Annotated in this window: 1 protein-coding gene; it reads left to right on the top strand. The window is 46.3% G+C overall.

What is annotated here, in order from left to right; translation table 11 throughout:
* Nucleotides 1-205 (top strand): hypothetical protein (locus tag MO867_RS23485; protein WP_252473588.1); only part of this gene is annotated, 205 nt, incomplete at both ends.

Raw genomic sequence — 205 nt, 5'->3', positions numbered from 1 at the left:
TAAAATCGAATACTGCCTATGCCTTGGACGCCCAACAGACAATAGACGAAGAAGGTCGATCACGAATTGAGCTATATGCCGATCATGCCGTCAAAGTTGCGACAGCAATTCGTGCGCTTGGAATTAAATACCTTGCTGCAGATGCCTATTACACAATACTTCGGACAGTTTTAGGGGGCGAAATAGGTAGGAACCACGGCCAGAT

This window comes from Microbulbifer okhotskensis (assembly GCF_023895975.1).
Lineage (GTDB): Bacteria > Pseudomonadota > Gammaproteobacteria > Pseudomonadales > Cellvibrionaceae > Microbulbifer > Microbulbifer okhotskensis.
The sequence above is the reverse complement of the archived record's forward strand: the minus strand, read 5'-3'. Positions and strand labels throughout refer to the sequence as shown.